Origin of the sequence: Paenibacillus sp. YYML68 (assembly GCF_027923405.1) — a bacterium.
In the GTDB taxonomy this organism is placed as follows: domain Bacteria; phylum Bacillota; class Bacilli; order Paenibacillales; family NBRC-103111; genus Paenibacillus_G.
This window is the reverse complement of the sequence record NZ_BQYI01000001.1, coordinates 51,326-69,802: the sequence shown is the minus strand read 5'-3', so window position 1 is coordinate 69,802 and position 18,477 is coordinate 51,326. Positions and strand designations below refer to the sequence as shown.

Annotated in this window: 14 protein-coding genes; 5 read left to right on the top strand and 9 right to left on the bottom strand. The window is 58.1% G+C overall.

Features of this window, described 5'->3' with window-relative positions; genetic code table 11:
• Window positions 1-75 precede the first annotated feature (75 nt).
• The 6 genes from PAE68_RS00305 to PAE68_RS00280 all read right to left on the bottom strand — a co-directional run bounded on the left by PAE68_RS00305 (window position 76) and on the right by PAE68_RS00280 (window position 9,249).
• Window positions 76-1,224 (bottom strand): MBOAT family O-acyltransferase, encoded by a 1,149-nt coding sequence (locus PAE68_RS00305; protein ID WP_281882941.1) that lies wholly within the window; start codon window positions 1,222-1,224, stop codon window positions 76-78.
• Between the two features lie 140 nt (window positions 1,225-1,364).
• A complete protein-coding gene (locus PAE68_RS00300) occupies window positions 1,365-2,291 on the bottom strand; it encodes a hypothetical protein (protein ID WP_281882939.1) in 927 nt (308 codons plus the stop codon).
• 12 nt (window positions 2,292-2,303) lie between these two features.
• Complete coding sequence (locus tag PAE68_RS00295) at window positions 2,304-3,500, bottom strand: class-II aminoacyl-tRNA synthetase family protein (RefSeq protein WP_281882937.1); 1,197 nt, start codon at window positions 3,498-3,500, stop codon at window positions 2,304-2,306.
• A 7-nt stretch (window positions 3,501-3,507) separates the two neighbouring features.
• Window positions 3,508-3,759, bottom strand: coding sequence for an acyl carrier protein (locus PAE68_RS00290; protein WP_281882935.1), 252 nt, complete (start codon window positions 3,757-3,759; stop codon window positions 3,508-3,510).
• A gap of 90 nt (window positions 3,760-3,849) precedes the next feature.
• On the bottom strand, window positions 3,850-7,476 hold the full coding sequence (locus PAE68_RS00285; protein WP_281882933.1) for an FG-GAP repeat domain-containing protein: 3,627 nt from the start codon (window positions 7,474-7,476) through the stop codon (window positions 3,850-3,852).
• A 186-nt stretch (window positions 7,477-7,662) separates the two neighbouring features.
• Complete coding sequence (locus PAE68_RS00280; protein ID WP_281882930.1) at window positions 7,663-9,249, bottom strand: diguanylate cyclase domain-containing protein; 1,587 nt, start codon at window positions 9,247-9,249, stop codon at window positions 7,663-7,665.
• A 176-nt stretch (window positions 9,250-9,425) separates the two neighbouring features.
• Here PAE68_RS00280 and PAE68_RS00275 point away from each other — a divergent pair, with 176 nt between their 5' ends.
• The 4 genes from PAE68_RS00275 (at window position 9,426) to PAE68_RS00260 (ending at window position 14,428) form a co-directional block, all read left to right on the top strand.
• On the top strand, window positions 9,426-11,948 hold the full coding sequence (locus tag PAE68_RS00275) for a U32 family peptidase (RefSeq protein ID WP_281882928.1): 2,523 nt from the start codon (window positions 9,426-9,428) through the stop codon (window positions 11,946-11,948).
• 224 nt (window positions 11,949-12,172) lie between these two features.
• Window positions 12,173-12,889 carry a hypothetical protein gene (locus PAE68_RS00270; protein WP_281882926.1) on the top strand — a complete coding sequence of 239 codons (717 nt, stop codon included), beginning with the start codon at window positions 12,173-12,175 and terminating at the stop codon, window positions 12,887-12,889.
• A gap of 69 nt (window positions 12,890-12,958) precedes the next feature.
• A complete protein-coding gene (locus tag PAE68_RS00265) occupies window positions 12,959-13,411 on the top strand; it encodes a carboxymuconolactone decarboxylase family protein (protein WP_281882924.1) in 453 nt (150 codons plus the stop codon).
• A gap of 105 nt (window positions 13,412-13,516) precedes the next feature.
• The gene (locus tag PAE68_RS00260; protein ID WP_281882922.1) at window positions 13,517-14,428 is read left to right on the top strand and encodes a sigma-70 family RNA polymerase sigma factor; all 912 of its coding nucleotides are present in this window, start codon (window positions 13,517-13,519) and stop codon (window positions 14,426-14,428) included.
• A 40-nt stretch (window positions 14,429-14,468) separates the two neighbouring features.
• Here the strand turns inward: PAE68_RS00260 and PAE68_RS00255 are convergent, their stop codons facing one another.
• A complete protein-coding gene (locus tag PAE68_RS00255) occupies window positions 14,469-15,242 on the bottom strand; it encodes a TerC family protein (RefSeq protein ID WP_281882921.1) in 774 nt (257 codons plus the stop codon).
• 236 nt (window positions 15,243-15,478) lie between these two features.
• Between PAE68_RS00255 and PAE68_RS00250 the strand changes: the two genes are divergently transcribed.
• Window positions 15,479-16,489 carry a DUF3231 family protein gene (locus tag PAE68_RS00250; protein WP_281882919.1) on the top strand — a complete coding sequence of 337 codons (1,011 nt, stop codon included), beginning with the start codon at window positions 15,479-15,481 and terminating at the stop codon, window positions 16,487-16,489.
• A gap of 80 nt (window positions 16,490-16,569) precedes the next feature.
• Here PAE68_RS00250 and PAE68_RS00245 read toward each other — a convergent pair whose 3' ends face one another.
• Window positions 16,570-17,691 carry an MBL fold metallo-hydrolase gene (locus PAE68_RS00245; protein ID WP_397377902.1) on the bottom strand — a complete coding sequence of 374 codons (1,122 nt, stop codon included), beginning with the start codon at window positions 17,689-17,691 and terminating at the stop codon, window positions 16,570-16,572.
• A 121-nt stretch (window positions 17,692-17,812) separates the two neighbouring features.
• The gene (locus PAE68_RS00240) at window positions 17,813-18,385 is read right to left on the bottom strand and encodes a TetR/AcrR family transcriptional regulator (RefSeq protein WP_281882917.1); all 573 of its coding nucleotides are present in this window, start codon (window positions 18,383-18,385) and stop codon (window positions 17,813-17,815) included.
• Window positions 18,386-18,477: the final 92 nt, after the last annotated feature.

The window sequence follows — 18,477 nt, the reverse complement described above, 5'->3', positions numbered from 1 at the left end:
TCGTTCAGCGGCGCACAGGATGCAGCTGCTTTTTGTCCACGCAAGCTATTGGATAGGCTCCGACCGTAGCCACGGCTAAGGCCAGTTCAGAAGCCCTCTGTAGATCTGATATACCGCCTCGCTGTCTCCGCTGTAGATGACGACGGCGGCTGTGACAAGCAGCTGCGTCAGTACGCAGCGCGCGTAGAAGTACGTGCGCGACACCTTGCGCTTGATAACGGTCGTCTTGCCGAATACGTTCTCGAGCGCCAGCAGCAGGCCGTGGTACAGCCCCCAGATCGCATACAGCCAGCTGAAGCCGTGCCAGAGGCCGATCAGCACCATGATGAGGATGGACAAGGCTGCAGCGGTCCACTTCGTCGGTGTCTGGCGGGAGAAGAACATGAAGATGTGGTCGCGGAACCAGTCGCCGAGCGTCGCATGCCAGTTGCGCCAATATTGTGTCAGCGTTGGGGACAGGAACGGCTTCTTGAAGTTCTCCGGTACGTTGTAGCCCATCAGACGACCGAATCCGACCGCAATGTCGGAATAGCCCGAGAAGTCGAAGAAGATGAGCGCGTAGAACCAGACCATCAGGAACAGCGATTCATGCGTATGCAGCTCGCCGCCGGAGATGGTCTTGAACACCTCGGTCATCCAGGCGACGAGGACGATTTTTTTAAACATACCGACGATAATACGCTTGATGTTCTCCTCCGTCTGGGCTGCAGTCAGCGTGTACGGCTGCTTCGTGTCGGCCATGAAGTCACGGAACTTCAGAATCGGACCAGAGGTGAATGTCGGGATGAACAGAATGTAGTTGAAGTAATCGAGCACGCTGGCGCGGGAGTCCTTCCCGATGAAATAAGCGAAGTACAGCGCGTCGATCACCTTCAGCACGTTATAGATGAGTCCGAGTAAGATGATCGCGTCGAACATCGGGTGCGACAGCACGTCCATGCCGTATAGACGCAACCCGCACACCGCCGCGATATTGCCCGCGATGAGCGTAATGAACATCGTTCGGCGGAACGAGCCAATGCTCCCGAGCCACAGGAACGCGACGTAATTGAGCGCCGTATAGACGAGATAGAACGCGAACAGCTTATGGCTGAACACGTACAGGAAGCATAAGTTGAACGCCAGCAGCAAGTACCGCTTGTTGCCGGACCAGCGCCGGGTGAGCGCCAGCACGAGCACCATGCCGATCATGGCGATGACGGCGTTCATGTTTAAATACCACATGCAACATATCCTCCAAGCGAGAGCGAGACGTTCGTCAGCCGACCCGGTCCGAGCGGTGCGCCTCTAGAATGCTTCGTAGATGAACAAGCCTTGGCCTGTAAAATGGATCAGGACGAGCAGCAGCATGAGCAGATAGACGATCACCTCGATGACCTTGCGAGTGAAGCGAGCCATGCGTCCACCTCCTTCGTGAAGCGCGGCGCGCCGTCATGACGGTTCAGGTGAACGAGGTCATGGAAGTACGTCGGCTCGTACGTCGACAGCAGATCGAGCACGGGTACGTTCGCCGTCTTCAGCCGCGCATTCACCTCAGCCTGCAGCTCTGGCATATAGCTCGGCAGCGCAAAATCAGGGTTCCACGGCATCCAGACGACGCGGAGGGGCAGCTGCTGTGAGTCGCAATAGCGGATGATCCAGTCGAGCGCGGCGAGGTTGTCCTTGTAGTCATGGCGCTTCGCCCAGCCATATTTCTTCTCGTAGTCGACTTCCTTCTGCTTCATCTTCTCCGGCTCCATATGGCCGAAGTAGAGCATCTTGTCAATCCAGCGCGGCTCGTAGGCGAGCAGCTGCTGCGGGTCGAGCTCGACGATGCCGCGGTACAGCTGCTTGAACGCCTCGCCGCCGGAGTCGCGGAAGTAGTCGCGGTACGCGTACACGTATGGCTGGTACACAGGCTTCAGCCACGCGTACGTCGGGTCCGTCTCCATGAAGTCGAGCATCGTATGCACATCAATGCCGACGACGAGCTGGTCGGTGACGTGGAAGCGTCCTTGCTCGAGAATGGCCCGCAGGTCGGTCAGCTTGCCGTAGGACAAGCCCATCTCGATGAGGCGTGATGCCGACTTTTCCTCGATATAAGCGCCCGTAACCGCCGAGTTGCCGTAGAAGACCGGGCCGCTCGTCTGCCAGCCGTGATGATACAGCGTCTTCGTGTAGTCGTTCTTGTAAAAACGCCGCGACGTTACCATCGGGTCCCAATACGAGATCAGGAGCTCCGACAGCACGAAGGCGGCGAGCAGCAGCAGCACAAAGCTGTTGGTTCGTAGGAATTGAATTGGTTTTCGCATCATACCACTCGTTTAGATCGATTTGGCAAGCCAAGCCGCATATTGCTCGCGGAACGTAGCCGGCCAGTTGGATTCGTCCAGTCCGTACTGGGCGAGGAAGGCGAACGTCCACCGCTCGATGCCGAAGCCGACGCAGCCAGTGACAGCTGGACGCTTGCCCATCGAGATGTTGAACGCGTTGCCGAACGTGTTGCTGTGGAAGTTGACCGAGCTGCAGGCGATCGACTTGTTGATGTGCGGAATCGTCAGACGCAGCTCATACTTCATCTCTTGATTCCGTTGGAACGATGCCTTCACCTGGAAGTCGTTCGTGAAGAACGGATCGTTCGCGATCTCGAGCACGCTGTCGACGTTCCATTCGAGCGCGAGCTCCTTCAAGTATTCGATGGCGCGCAGACGGTTGTCCTTCACATAATCGGGCTTCCCGACGAAAATGATCTCGCGCATGCTGAAGTCGAGCAGTCGTCCGAAGTCGGTATGGTTGCGCGATTCGAAGCGGTGGCACTTCGAGATCGCCGTGACGACGCGGCCCTCGCCCTCGAGCGTCTCGTTCTGCAATCCCTCGTAGCAGTGGTAGCACGTCGACGGGTTCATCGTGAACCGCGGCTTCGGCATGTTCGCATTGAGGTCGAGCGGCGCATCGTGCTGCCAGCCGCCTGCCTCGCGCACGGATTGCGAGAACGCCTCGATGACGTCCAGATCCTCACGCAGATGCGTCAGGAAGTGAATGTGCTCCGGGAACGAGGTGAAGTGATTCGTCTTGTTGAGCGAATCGGCATGAATGACCGCCGGATATTCCTCGGTCGTCACGCCCTCGAAGCGCGCGGCGATCTTCGTCACGAAGCTGTAGTCGAAGAAGCGCATCAGCGTCGAGAATGGCTCACGGAAGATGAACAGGCCGGGTTCTAGCACCTTGATGATCTTCAGATCAGCGAGCTCTTGGATAATGTCGCCCTCGTACGGCGTATCGACCTTATGCTCGAACAGCACGTTCTCCTTGAAGCCGAAGTCGCCCTGCGAGAACCGCTCGATCAGCTTGCGGACGCGCTCCTCGATGGCCGCGTTGCCCTTCGGCGATTCGTGGACGATGCGGATCTGATGAGGCTCGAGCACGATGTCGGTAATCGTCTCGTCGATGAAGGAAGCGGCATATTTCAATTGTCCATGCTGGCTCGGGGCAAGTCCGTCCAGCGCTACGATACATTCCACGATTGTGCTACCTCGCCTTCTTCTGATGAATGAACGCTGCAATTTCCCGCACGGTGTTCATCGGGTGCAGCATCAAGTCTTGCGGCGTCACCTGGATGCCGTACGTTTGTTCGATATGGGCGATCAGTGCCGTCGCGCCAATCGAATCGATGAAGCCGTAGTCGAATAAGTGAACGTCGACGGAGAAGTCGTCATCGTCCGCGTCGATGCTGTAGCGGGTGCGGATGTGTGCTTCGAGCTCGTCAAGCAGCTGCTGCATAGCAGTGGCCTCCTTCGGGTAGTTAAGGTTCATTATACAATCTCGTTATAGGAGCAGGTCTGGGCCTGTTGGTTATGTGTAAAAAAGGCTCTACTCGGCGACCCGGATGATCAGCTCGACCGGATCGCCGAAGTGTGTGACCGTGTACGTCCCTGCCTCTGCGTCGTGGACGATGTCCAGCTCCGGCCCTTCGATGATGAGGCGGGCGGGAGGGTGCGGCTGGACAGCAGAGGCGGCTGGAGCAGCTGGGTTAGCGCTGTGCGCGGCGTCCTCCGGTGGGGAGGACGCGAGCGTGGGCTCGGCAGCGGCACGCGCCTGAGCTAGGGCGGCGCTGTGCGCGGCGTCCTCCGGTGGGGAGGACGCGAGCGTGGGCTCGGCAGCGGCACGCGCCTGAGCTAGGGCGGCGCTGTGCGCGGCGTCCTCCGGTGGGGAGGACGCGAGCGTGGGCTCGGCAGCGGCACGCGCCTGAGCTAGGGCGGCGCTGTGCGCGGCGTCCTCCGGTGGGGAGGACGCGGGCATGGGCTCGGCAGCGGCACGCGCCTGAGCTGGGGCGGCACTGTGCGCGGCAGGCGGTGCGGCAGGTGCGCGCAGTACCACCTGCTGCATGCCCGGCGCCTCGAGCTGGAGGCGCCACTCCTGTGCGGCTGCGCGAGTCTCGAGCGCGTAGGGCACGTTGACGCGCAGCAGCTGCAGCCGGGCGCCAGAGGCGCTCGGGTCAGCCTCGGCTCGCGCGAAGCGAATCTCCGTCGGCGCGGTCACGCCGACGTACAGCTTGTCCGCTCGCACGTCGTGCACGTCGGCGTCTAGGACGGCCGGTGTGCGGCCGGCGTAGGCGGCGCCGAGCTCGACGGCAACGCCGAGCGTACCCTTGTACTCCGCGGCCTCGGTCGGGACGCGGGACGTATCCGGCACAGCGATGAAGCGAGGCTCGGCCGGAAGGCCGAGCATGCGCTTCAGGCGAAGCGTGACGGCGTCGTGCCACGGACGACTCAGCGAGACGTCTGTCGTCAAGGTGTTCAGGAAGGAGCGCGCCATCTGCGTCTCCGTCATGAAGTTGTAGCTGTGCCGGTCACGCAGCTCGTTCAAGTAATGAACGAACGGGAGCAGCTCCGGCACGCGCAGCGGGAAGTGATACTCGATATGCTCGAAGTAATCGATCGGCATATCGCTTGCTGCGTACGCCTCGAATAGGTCCTTCGTCGACGTAGCCGGGTCTGTGCGCAGCACTGGCGCAGGGGTATAGAGCAGCATTGGCCGCTCTAGACTCGGCTCACCGTCCGCGCCTGTCAGCAGGAACGGCAGACCCCAATTGTACTCAACGCCGAGCCTCGGGTCCGCCTTGATATACGAGGGCTTGAACCCGAAGTTGAACCAGATGCCCGCGGCCCGCTCGTTGTCGAGCGTCTGCGTCCGATTCGGGTTGTTGATGCGCCATGTATGCTGGTTCGTGCCTGTTAGCTGCCACGGAACGCCGAGCTGCTCGAATGCCTGCTTGTGCAGCGCAATCTCCTGCTTCTCCTGCTCATCGCTCGTATATTGATGCATGAACAGATGCGGGTACAGCTCGAGCCGATGCTTCTGGCTATGCTCAAGGAAGGCGACCAGCTGCTCTCGATATGGAAAATCCGAAGCGTCTATCGGCCACGGCTCGCTGAACTCGAGCTGGCCGACGATGAGATCGTCGCGGCCGTCGCCGTTCATGTCGCGCCACACCGGCACGGCATTATGCCCGCCCACGAGGGCGCGGCTGCCGAGCTGGTTCACGGTGGCGCCCTCCAGCACGCCGGCGTCGCGCCACGTGACGCCGCCGCCGGGCTCGACCTGCTGCGTATAGACGCGCAGGTCCCCTTCCAGGCCGCCCACGACGAGGTCTGGGCGGCCATCTCCGTTCATGTCGCGCACAGACGGCGCGGCATAAGGGCTGGGCAGGCGGACGAGCTCCCGTCCGCCGCCGAACACGAGCGCGCCGTCAGGCCCGCGCGCGCCCTCATACAGCGTCACCGCTCCGCCCGCATCCCCGACCACGAGGTCGGGGACGGCGTCCATGGTGACGTCAGCGATGGCCGGCGCCAGCGGAGCAGCGCCGCGAATCGGCTCGCCGCCGCCGAGCAGCGCGGCGGGCACCGCATAGCCGCCCGCCGTGCGGAGGGCGGCGCCAAGCGTGCCGTCGGCTCGGCCGAAGACGAGGTCGGCCGGGCCGTCGGCGTTCACGTCGTACGCGGCGACACCCGCGTACGGGCCGATGGCGAGCGGCGCGCCCCGCGTGTCCGTCAGGACGCGCGGCTCGCCGAGCCGCTGCGGCGCAGCCAGCCCTTCGGGCAGCTGCTGCGCCGCGTAGCCAGGCTCCGGGGCCGTCCGCCCCGGATACAGATACAGACGGCCGTCGCTCGACCCGACGGCCACATCGACCACCCCGTCGCCGTCCAGCTCGGCGACGGTAGGCGCTGCGCGCATCGGCTCTGTGATCGGATCGCCGAGCGAGCGGTACGCGGGATACGGGGCCAGCCGGATCGGCCGTCCGTCCGAGAGCAGACGCGTCCCGCTGGAATAGAACGAATTCGGCGTCTCTCCCGCGAATTCGGGCTTCGCGTTCGTCCCTGTATTCAGGTGGACGACGACCGATTCCTGCCAGCGTCCCCATGGGAACGCCGCCCGTACGAGCGAGTACGATGGAATCTGGCGGTGCTCGCGGAGCAGGTCCGTCCACTGAATGCCTTCTCCGTCGCGGATCGCCTCCATCGCCTCGAAGTGGTTCTGGTGCGCCATCGCAGGCCGCCCGTAAGGGCCGAGCACCTTCCTCACACTGAAGCCGTACTTCTTCTTCGAGACGAACGAGACGTATTCGGTGCGGAGCAGCGCATTGCCCGCCGAGAACGTGAAGTGGAAGTACGGCTCGATCGGAATTTGCTTCCGGTCGAAGTACAGCGCCCCGGCAGTAGGTCGAATCGAGGCGTTCTTCTCGGCAGCCAGCTTGTCGAAGCCGAGCGTGCCATCCATGCCGCTCATCAAGTCGTAGCCGGTGATGTAATAGCGGCTAGGCAGCAGCGTGCCGCTGAAGAATACGGTGCCCTCTCCGTAGTCGTTCACCGCATACAACGCGATACCGTTCATCGACGCAATCGTCCTCGCCGTGGACGGAACGAGCCCCTTGCCCCAATCGAAGCGGCTCAGGCTCGCCTCCGTATCATGGCGGAAGAACGTGTCCGCGAACGTGCGCACCAGCTGCTGTACACCGATCGTGTCGGCGTCTACGCCCGGATACGTCCAGAGCGTCTTCCCTGGTGCGGTCGGCAGCGACGCTTGCGTCGGAGCTGGCACGTCGAGGACTTGCGCTGCTCCGAGGAAGGACGGGTCGAAGTCGCCCGCGAACCGATTCTCGAGGAACAGATGACCGCCCCTTCGGACATAGCGCATAAGCAGCTTGCGCTCCTGATCGCTCATGGATTGATGAAGAGACGGATCGAGATAAATCGTGTCATAATCGTCAAGCTGACCGTCTCGAAGTGTGGACAGGTCGCGCTTGTCCACCTGCAGACCCGCTAGTAGCGACTGCTTGAGCTGTCCGTACGCAGCAGCATCATAAGTCTCTCCCCGTGTTGCATATAAGAGCTGTACGTTGAGCGGCTTGCTGCCCCCGTATAAGACAACAAGAAGAACCGCAAGCGGCAGCAGCCCGAGCACGGTCACAACCAGCTTGCGGATATTAGTACGTGTCAAAGCGAATCCCTCATTAGATCGCGGTCTAATACCTCGTTCGGCTTAACAGCCGGAACGGCGGCTTGACGCGGTCTGAAGATAGTCATTACCCTTGACATTATAGCATGGAAACCTTTCTTTGTTAACTTTCCCCACACGTTCTCGTGATGAACCATTTGGCGTAGTAGACGCCTCTGTCCAGCTGACTTATTCCCCATCGAGTTCAGGTGAGTACAGCGAAACACGGTTACGGCCTTCTGCCTTCGCCCGGTACAGCGCCTTATCGGCTTGGGCGATCAGCTGCTCCGGAGTCAGTCCGGCATCGGGGGGAGTTGTAGCAGCCCCGATGCTGACCGTGATGTGAGCGCTGATCTTCGACTGTGCATGCGGCAGCGCCAGCTCCTCGATGCATTGGCGCAGCGCCTCTGCTAGCTGCATCGTCTCCTCGGGACTTACGCCGGGCAGCACAACAGCGAATTCCTCTCCGCCATAGCGGAACGCCATATAGCCTTGCTCCTGGAGCAGCTTCTCGGCTGACGAGGCGATTGTGCGCAGCACCTCGTCGCCTCCCAGATGACCGTAGAAATCGTTGTAGCGCTTGAAATAGTCAACGTCGAACATGAGCATGGAGATCGGCTGAGCACTTTCCTGGGCCTTCGAGCACTCGCGCTCCAGCTGTTCATCCAGCTTGCGCCGGTTCGACAGTCCGGTGAGGCCATCGAGCTCGGATAGCCTCTGCAGCTTGCTCAGCGCTGTCTTCAGCTTCTGTTCGGTACTGATGCGCTCTGTAATATCGCGAGCCAAAATTAAAGTAGAGGGCTGTTCCCGGTACACGATCGACTCGACCGACAGCTCGACGTCGATGGTCCGACCATCGAGCCGAATGAATTTTTGCTGAACCAGCTCTGAGCCTGTCGTGCCATCGGTCGTTGCGTTCAAGTGGCTCCAAGCCTTATCGTGCTCGTTGACGTCAACGAGCTGTACGAGCGGACGGCCGAGCAGCTCCTTCGATACGGAGGCATGAAGCAGGCGCAGCGCCTTCTCATTGGTAAAAGCGATCCTTCCATTCGTCAGCACAAAGGTAGCGTCAGGCGACGATTCGATCAGCTTCCGATATCGCGCTTCACTTTCTCGAAGCCGAATATTACTGGCATGTGATCGAATAATGTACAAGTAGACATGCATGGACAGCCAGCCGACCAGGCTGGAGAATATCCAATGATACGAGAGAATGCTGATGATACGATCACTGCTGCCGTTGATATACATATTATAGGAAACGACAAGCGATACGGCGATGAGTGCCAGCACATTATGCTGCAGGAAGCTGCGTATCGTCATCGGTCCTTTGGCGATCAGCGAGCTGAGCAGTGCGATGAGCAGCATGGTTGCAGAGGCGGTTAGCGCCGCGAAGCTTGCGTTGAACATGCCGATTCGACCTATGCTGATCAGTATAGCCGTAACGGCAGCGGAGACAGGCCCTCCCTGAATCGCCGCTACGATGATCGGAATATGTCGCAGGTCGACGATGACGTCGGCATCGACCCTGATGCTGAACAGCATCAGCAGAATGCCGAGCATGCCGTAGCTTAGGCCAGCAGCCAGCTTCCGGATCAGCGACGATTGACGGGTGAGCGGGTGCGTTTTATACAATTGTCCAATGATAAAAAAAGCCGCAACCAATAGCGACGCGTTCGTAATAAAGTCCTTGAACATGACAAGCTTCACCGCCGAATTCATAATGGTGCGCCAGATGCTGATTCTATGCTGTATGCATAGAATATTCGTCATCATTTGACATAGTTCCTTTCTAACTGACACACTTTAAAATAATTTGATTTATTTTTGATAATGCGGTAGTGCCAGTGGAAGGGGTGTAGTTTGCTTATGCGCTTTCTGGTACACTATAGGGATAAGAACGATTGAGCGGGCCCGCGAGCCGGGCCGAAGCTGAGAGGAAGAATGATGGAATGAATCGAACGGTAAGAACACGTCACGAGGTTGAGCTGCTGGCGCCTGCGGGTGATTGGGATTGCATGCGGGCCGCGGTGGCGAACGGGGCGGATGCGATATTTTTTGGCGTGGAGAAGTTCAATGCCCGTGCGCGTGCGAACAACTTCCATACAGATGAGCTGCCAGATATTATGTCGTTCCTGCACCGCTATGGGGTGAAGGGCTACTTGACGTTCAATATACTCGTGTTCGAGGAGGAGCTCGCGGATGCGAAGGCGCTGATCGAGGCCTGTATCGAAGCGGGGGTCGATGCGGTCATCGTGCAGGATCTTGGGCTTGTGCGCATGATCCGCGAGCTGTCGCCAGACTTCCCGATTCACGGCTCGACGCAGATGACGATTACGTCACCGGAGGCGGTAGAGTTCACGAAGCCGTTCGATCTGGAGGTCGTCGTCCTCGGGCGGGAAAATAATCTGAAGCAAATTCGCCAGATCGGCGAGCAGGCGAAGCTTCCGATGGAGGTGTTCGTGCACGGGGCGCTGTGCGTATCCTACTCGGGTCAATGTCTGACGTCAGAGATGTGGGGCGGTCGATCGGCGAATCGCGGTGAGTGTGCGCAAGCCTGTCGTCTGCCGTACGAGCTGATGGTCGACGGCGAGCTGAAGCCGATGGGCGATGTCGCCTATCTGCTGTCGCCGAAGGATCTGGCCGCCATCGAGCTCATTCCCGAGCTGATCGAGGCGGGCGTGAAGTCGTTCAAGATCGAGGGTCGCTTGAAGACGCCGGAGTATGTGGCGAACGTCGTGTCGAAGTACCGCAGGGCGATCGACCGTTACTTCGACGGGGAGAATCCGCAGCCGACGAAGGAGGAGCTGCGCGAGCTGGAGCAGAGCTTCTCGCGCGGCTTCACGCACGGCTTCCTGAAGGGGACGAACAATAAGCTGCTCGTCGAGGGGACGTATCCGAAGAGTCGCGGCGTCTATCTTGGGCGTGTGAAGCAGGTGCTGCGCGACGGTGTCGTGTGCGAGCTGGAGGCGCCGCTGAAGCGGGGTGACGGCATCGTGTTCGATGCCGGCGATCCGACGAAGAAGGAAGAGGGCGGCCGGGTGTACGACCTGCGCCGCAAGGGTGCGAAGCTGGAGGGCGAGGCGCCGGGCGGATTGATCGAGATCGTGCCAGGACGCAATGATGTCGACTTGAAGCGGGTGCACGTCGGCGACCGCATCTGGAAGACGAACGATCCGCATCTGGACAAGCGTCTGCGCCAGACGTTCGAGACGGACAGGCCGTACCGCGTCTTCCCGGTCGAGGTGAAGGTGACGGGCGCGCTCGGTCAGCCGCTGCGCAGCGTGTGGACCGACGTGCAGGCAGGTCACTCCGTCGTCATCGAGTCGTCGCTGCCGCTCGTGCAGGCGGAGAAGCGCCCGATGGACGCGGCGCTGTTCGAGGAGCAGCTCGGCCGTCTTGGCGGCACGATCTATGAGCTCGCGTCGGTCGACGTTCACCTGAACGGCGAGCTGATCGTGCCGATGCGCGAGCTGAACCAGATGCGCCGTGACGCTGTGGAGCAGCTCGTCGCGAAGCGGGAGCAGCCGCGCGCGTATGTGAAGCGCAGCGTGGAGGTGTATGGCGATGCGCAGCCAGTCGGCGCATCGGCAGCTCCTGTAGGCGGCGTCGCGCAGTCGACGCTGACCGCCCTGTGCCGCAGCCTGCCGCAGGTGGAGGCGGCGCTCGAGATGAATGTCGAGCTGATCTATGCCGACTTCGAGTTCATTAAGCAGTTCCCGGCAGCCGTCGAGGCGGCGCGCAAGGCCGGGAAGCGGATTGCGCTGGCGACGCCGCGCATTCATATGCCGGGGGAGACGGGCTATTTTGCCAACATCCTGAAGCTGGGTCCGGATGCGGTGCTCGTGCGTAACACGGGTGCAGTATATTGGTTCATGCGCCATCTGGCCGAGCATCCAGACGGTCCGCAGCCAGAGCTGATCGGGGACTTCTCACTGAACGTGGCGAACCATAAGGCGGTATCGCTGTTCGTCGATGCTGGACTGTCGCGCGTTACGCCGTCATATGACCTGAACATCCAGCAGATGGTCGATCTGCTGCGCCGTACGGACACGTCGAAGCTGGAGATGGTCATTCATCAGCATATGCCGATGTTCCATACGGAGCATTGCGTCTACTGCACGTTCATGAGCGAAGGGACGGACTACACGAATTGCGGTCGTCCTTGTGAGGAGCAGCGCGCTTCGCTGCGGGACCGCGTCGGCTTCTCGCATCCGGTGCGTGTCGACGAGGGCTGCCGCAATACGGTATATAACGCGATTGACCAGTCGGGAGCGGAGTACTTGGCGAACTTCATGGAGCTCGGGGTGAACCGGTATCGGGTGGAGTTCCTGGAGGAGACGCCGGATAAGGTGCGCGAGGTGCTCGGCCTATACGAGCGCGCGCTGCGCGGCGAGATTAGCGGCACCCATGTGTGGAAGGCGCTGAAGGCGACGAACCAGCTCGGCGTGACGCGCGGACAGCTGGTGAAGTAACAGCCTCCTGACAGCGGCGCGGAGTGGAGCAGAGCAGCATGTAGGATGGCTCTATATATGAAATGAAAGTGAATAACAGCTCTTGGCCCAATGCGGCCGAGGGCTGTTTATGGGCTTTCATCATAACTTCATATTGTGGCTGGGCTAAAGTGATTGATTTAACTAATAATATTAGCTAAATTATAAACGATGTTAGTTTTGATAGTTATGGGAGGGTGATCCGAATGATTGAACGAACTCGTACCGAGCATGAAAGGATGACGAGTGCAAGTGGACTGAACGGAAAGGTGGACCTGCAGCTTCGGCAGGCTCGACAGGCACGGCAAGGTGCGACTGCGCTGGCTCTGGCGGGTGTGTTGTTCGTGGCCTACCCTGCGCTGCGCCCCTTCTCGGATGAGGTCACGCTGCAGGGAGCCTCCGCCTTCGGCTCGATGGCCTGGATCGTGTCCCATGTGACGGCGGTCGCGGCATTCATCTTACTGGCTGTCGGCTTCCTCAGCCTCTATGTGCTACTGCAGGGCACCTCTGTCGAGGGGCCCGCCTGGCGCAGCGTGCTGCTTAGCTTGGCTGGTATTGGCCTCACGCTTCCGTTCTATGGCGCAGAAGTGTTCGGCTTATATGCCATTGGACAGGAGGCGATCCGTCAGCAGCGCGTGGAGCTGATGGAGCTGGCGAGTGTTATCCGCTTTGGGCCGGGCTTCCTCATGATCGTAGTCGGACTTCTTCTGCTCGGGGCCAGCACCGTCTTCATGGCCGTTGCCGTCTTGCGGACTCGACTGATGTACAGGTGGACCAGTATTCTGCTTGCTGCAGGCTTCCTGCTGTACGTACCTCAATACATGGGCTCCCAGCCCCTTCGTATCGCTCATGGGCTCTTGATCGCAGTTGGCTGCATCGGCATTGCTATGGGGATGTGGAGGCACACTCAATCCAGACCATAACCGTTGTCACAAATTCAGGTGCTGCGTTGTCTATATTCGTGAACTTCAATTCGGAATGGAGGACACGATATGAACGTGCGTATGAATCACCGAGCGGTTAACCCGGCAGGCTTTCAAGCCTTGCTGCAATTGGAGTCATCGGCAAGTAAAATGGGGCTCGATCGTACCTTGTATGAGCTGATCAAGATCAGAGCCTCGCAATTGAACGGCTGCTCCTTCTGTCTGGATATGCATATGAGTGACATGCGGCGCATGGGGGAGTCGGAACGGCGACTTCAACTGATTGTCGTATGGCGAGAGACACCTCTGTTCACCGAGAGGGAGCGGGCGGCGCTTGCGCTGACCGAAGCGGTCACCTTGATTGCCAGGGATGGCGTGCCGCAGCCACTGTATGACGAGGTGCGCGTGCACTTCAGCGAGCAGGAATTCGTGTCCTTGATTATGGCGATTAACGCCATTAACTGTTGGAACCGCATCGCGGTGGCGACGGGCATGTATCCCGGCTGCTTCGACGAGGTGTAAGGGGTACGGGTAGACCATAAGCCACTCCAGCTGGAGTGGCTTATGGTCTATTGATTCACGTTGACGTAATATATACGTAAAGGAACGATCGGAGGAGGACGTGCGATGCTGTCCCATGAGAAGACACTCGAAGTCGAACAGCTGTACCGAGAATACAAGCCGCTGCTTGCCTCCATCGGCTATCGGATGCTCGGCTCAATGACAGAAGCCGAGGATGCCGTACAGGACGTGTTCGTCGCTGTAAGCAAGCTCGGCCAAGTCGATATTCAGCACCCGAAGGCTTATCTCGTCAAGCTGATGACGAACCGGCTGCTTAATATGCTGAAGGCGGCTCCCCGCAAGCGGGAAGCATACCCCGGCTCTTGGCTGCCGGAGCCGCTGATCGAGCTCGGTCCGGCGCAGGAGACTTGGGAGCCGGGCGAGCACGTCGTCCGTCGTGAACAGCTCGGCTACGCGCTGCTCGTCCTGCTGCAAGCGTGCACCCCGACCGAGCGCGCCGTATTCGTGCTGCGGGAGTCGATCGGCTATGATTATGCGGATATTGCCGCGATCTTGGATAAATCAGAGGCGGCCTGTCGCAAGATCTATAGCCGCGCCATCTCCAAGCTCGCACAGCGTCCGCATGCTACGAGCGAGGCTGCGCTCCACCGCTCGATGGACCGCTTCGTCCAGTCCTTCAGCGAGGCCGTCGAAACAGGCCGCTTCGACTCATTCATTCGGCTACTAACCGAGGATGCGGTGTTGATCAGCGATGGCGGCGGGAAGGTGCGCTCTGCGCTTCATCCGATCAAGGGACGCGAGCGAATCGCTGCCTTTTTCCAAGGGATCTCCGGCAAGGGCTCTCTTCGGGGCGACCTTCGGATCGTCTCGGTCAGCGGTCAACGCGGCTTGCTCTTGGTCCGTCACGATCAGCCTCCGCTCGTCTTCGCGCTTCACCCCGAGGAGCAGGGGACTGCCATTGCTTCGCTATATGTCGTAGCTAATCCCGATAAGCTTACTAGGCTTCAGCTCGGGTGAACTTCCCTGATGCCTCCGGAGCCTGATCACCGTCTTCGTGTTAAGCTTGACTCGCCTTCGAGCCCTTGTTGCTCGGAGCGAACCAGCCCAGCAAGGCAATAGCGACGAGCACCGCATAGAATACGAGCGTCCAGGCTGTGCCATGAGGGAAGTGAGGGTCGAGAAGTCCGATATCCCCATGCGCGAGTGTAATGACCGCAAGCTTGACGCCGACCCATGCCACGATCGCATACGCCGTCGTCTCCAGCGCAGGACGCTGGGCGAGCAGCTTGACGAACCAGGTCGCCGCATATTTGATCAAGATCAATCCGGCAACTCCGCCGAGTACGACGACGATGAACTGTCCGCCGTCCATGCCGCCGAAATCGCGCAGCGGCGAATCCGGAAGACCGAGTGCCAGTGCCACCGCGGCGAGTATCGAATCGATGGCGAAGGCGAGGTCAGCGAGCGCGATTTTACCAACAGTTGGCCAGAAGCCCTTCCCCTTAGCCGCCTTCTCATCGTCCTTATGAATATCTCCATGCTTCTTGCCGAACTTCGTCTGGATAATATGCTTCAAGCCCAGGTACAACAAGTAGGCCGCACCGATCGCTTGTACCTGCCACACGTTGGCGATGAATGAGATCGCGAACAGCGCCGCGAAGCGGAACACGAAGGCCATAATAATACCGTAGTTAATTGCCCTACTCTTCTGATCCTCCGGCAGATGCTTCGCGATCACCGCGAGTACGAGCGCATTATCCGCCGACAGTAAGCCCTCCAGACCGATCAAGATTAATAAGGTCCATCCATACTGCAGCCAAATGGAATCCAACTTGAATGCTCCTCTCCTGAATATCCCGCATTTAAGCAGTCCTGTGTGTATGTATTCATTTTTACCTGCTTACCCATTAGTATACCTAATTGTGGCCCAAAGAGCACTCCTCTGTCCATCCATAATTTACTTTAAGCAACAGAGCTGGTAAGTATATAATTTCACCTTCGCTGAATAAGTTAACGGGCGACTCAACATAATGTAAACAAATATAAGTAAAAGGAGCTTCATCCATTATGAACAAGCTTGACGATAGATATATTACGTTAACCGCGACGGAGATCGGTGAGATCTGGAAAAACTACATAGGTGAAACGTTGCTGAATTGCGTGTATACTCATTTCTTAACGAATACGAACGATCAGCGAATTAAGCAATTGGTAGAGAAAGCTCAACAGATGACACAGAAGCATATATTGAAGCTCAAAGAAATTTTCCAAAAAGAAAAGTTTGCTCTTCCGGTCGGCTTCGGCTCCAATGATGTACATCAGGATGCCGCTGTCATTTTTACAGATAAATTTTATTTGTTTTATTTGAAGGAGTCAGCAAGAATTAACCTCTTACAGTTCTCCAATGCCTTAACCGTTACTTTCCGCGAAGATATTCGCGCTTATTTCGACGAGTGTATCGACGATACGAGCGAGCTTTATCAGGATGTCATGAATTGCATGTTAGCGAAGGGCTTTATTATACGTGCACCGGGAATTCCGATCCCTAAGGAAGCTAAGCTCATTGAATCGAATGACTTTCTGCATAAACTGTTTGCTAAGCAAAGACCCCTCTCCTCCACAGAAATTACGGGAATCTATACCAATTTGGATTCCAATCAGCTTGGGAAATCTCTGATGATTGCTTTTAGTCAAGTTGCGTCTTCGCCAGATATTAAGAAATATATGGTTGCCGGCAGAGATCTCTCCTCTGAAAACATCAAAAAGCTACAGGAGTTTCTAGCGAAAGACCACTTGCCCTCCCCGCAGCTGTGGGATGCCGAAGTGTTAGAATCGAAGCAGGCGCCGTTTTCAGACAAATTGATGCTGTTTCATGTCGCCTTGGCTAACACAGGAAGTGCGATTAACTTTGCTTTTGGCATTACTTCTGTCCTTAGGCAGGACGTAGTTCTAGCGTTCGCAGAGATGCTCGGGGACATTGGCAAATATGCCGATCAAGGAATCAGGATGCTAATCGAGAACCGCTGGCTCGAGCAGCCTCCGCTTGCTGCTGACCGGGATGCATTAGTCCAATCGTAAACTATGAGAATGACAAGGAGCCTGCGCTTGAACGCAGACTCATTGTTTCATTCCTGGGTGATGGCTACGAATGCTATCTACTAGCGCTCGAGAGCTGACTTCCACCATGAGGAATGAGAAGGTGCCAGCTCTCCAACTAATTGAATCGTCTCGCCGATCGGTGGGGCGATGAGCTTCACCTTCGCTTGGTCGGCTGCGGCTACAGCGCGCTCGATCGGCTCGGTCCAGCCATGATAGGCAAGGGTGAAGGCGCCCCAATGGATGAGCATCATGTTGCGCCCATTCACATCGTTGTGAGCCTGAACGGCCTCCTCCGGTGTCATATGCACCCACGACCAGCGGCGGTCGTATTGACCTCCTTCGATGAGCGCGATGTCGAACGGGCCGTACCGCTGACCGATCTCCTTGAAGTGGGCGTCATAGCCGCCATCGCCGCTCGTATAGAACCGGGTCTCTTTCCCGAGGATCACCCAGCCGCCCCACAAGGTCGTATCCTTATTGAACAGCCCTCGACCTGAGAAATGCTTCGCAGGCGTCAAGGCAATCGTCAGCCCTTCATATTCCATCTCATCCCACCAGTTCAGCTCGGTGATCCTTTCCTCGGCAACTCCCCATCGAGTGAGGTGAACACCTACGCCTAGCGGCACGAAGAAGTGCTGCACCTTATCCTTCAGCTTGCGAATCGACGGATAGTCGAGGTGGTCATAGTGGTCATGCGTGATGAACACGGCATCAATCGGCGGCAGCTTGTCGATCACAGCGAGCATATTCTCGCTATAGCGCTTGCTTCCTGCGAATGTAACTGGCGAGGCGACTGGACCGAGCATCGGGTCCACGAGCAGCTTCTTATTGTCGATACTGAGCAGGAACGCCGAGTGACCGAACCACGTTAAGCTGTCTTCCGTGCTGTTGATCTTGCTCCAATCGATCGGGACGACAGGCAGCTGTCCGGCCGGGTTGCGGTCCTTGGCGCCGGACATCGAATCCTTGAGCATGGACCATACGTTCGAGGCGTTCATGTCCATCTGTGTAGGTACTTGGTTTACGAATTTGCCATCGGCATAGTTGCTCAGCTTGGCGAACTGCTCCTTCTGCTCGGGGGATACGTTGCCGCCGAATACCGGATGTAAGGTCATATATAACGCTGCGGCAGCGAGTAGGGTGATTATCGTCAGGAGTGTGTAGATCATCGTTTTTTTCATAGTCCCTTCCTTTATAAGTAGTTAATAAATGAATGATCGTTTACTATCGTGCGCAAGGCGGCTGTTTCTAGTCCATATGCTACGCATGAACGCCGCGGGAGCTCCAAGCTTCGCGTAGCAGCTACGCTTGGATGGCATCCCAGCTCATCTGGAGCATCGCGTTCAATTGGTCCTCCTCGAGCCTCGCTCCTTTCTTCATATGCTCCTTCACCAGCTCTGCGATCGGATAGACGGCGTACACCATGAGCATCTCGGTATCGGCCTGCTTCAACAGCAGCTGCCTCTTGCCTTCGTCGAACATCTCGAAGACCGGCTGGAATAGTGCGTTCATGTCGTCGAGGCACCACTTCTGCAGCAAGGGAGAATTCCGAATCTGCTCCAGGAAGAGGAAGTACGCTTGGTGCGCATAGATGAACGCGATGTAGTTACGGACGATCGCCTCGAACCGTTCCTTGACCGGCCGGGAGCTGTCTAGTCCGTGGAACAATTTCTCGCTCATGCTGCGCTTGATTCTGAGGTACGTCTGAATGAGCAGGTCTTCCTTGTTCTCGTGATAAATGTAGATGGTGGCCGCGGATACGTTCGCTGTCCTTGCGATCTTGGAGATGGACGTTTCGGCGAACCCAATCTCATTCACGAGCTGAACGGTCGCCTCGAATATCGCTTCTACTTTGTTATCGTCTCTAGGTCTCATGCGTTAATAATAAACGATCATTCATTTATAATCAAGAGACGGTACATTGTCGACGATTCGGTCGAGCTCCGGGTCATTGCAGTATGCAGAGC